The organism is Pseudomonas sp. 2822-17 (assembly GCF_002742485.1).
GTDB lineage: Bacteria > Pseudomonadota > Gammaproteobacteria > Pseudomonadales > Pseudomonadaceae > Aquipseudomonas > Aquipseudomonas cyclaminis.
The window spans coordinates 1-273 of sequence record NZ_LJRZ01000918.1; the positions used below are offsets into that span (position 1 = coordinate 1).

At 37.7% G+C, this 273-nt stretch carries 1 pseudogene; it reads right to left on the reverse strand.

Annotated elements, in window-relative coordinates:
- Positions 1 to 273 (reverse strand): annotated as a pseudogene (locus AOA60_RS29700) (hypothetical protein); the annotation flags it as partial.

A 273-nucleotide genomic window follows, 5' to 3' on the forward strand; every position in this document is an offset into this window, starting at 1 on the left:
TTTTTCAGCAACGGATGCTGGATTACTAATTTGTCTAGGGACTACTAAAACTGATGGAGCACTAATATTAGTAGCTAACGGAACACCATTTCTATCAAGAATTTCTCCCCGCTTTGCCTCAAAGGGAATATTACGACTCCACAGGTCCTCTGCCCTATCTGAGATTTCATCCCCCATAACAATTTGAACAAAACCTAACCGTACAATCATAACTATAAAAACAACTAGTCCAACACTTAATGCATAAATTAATCGTTTTCTCACCGTTACATT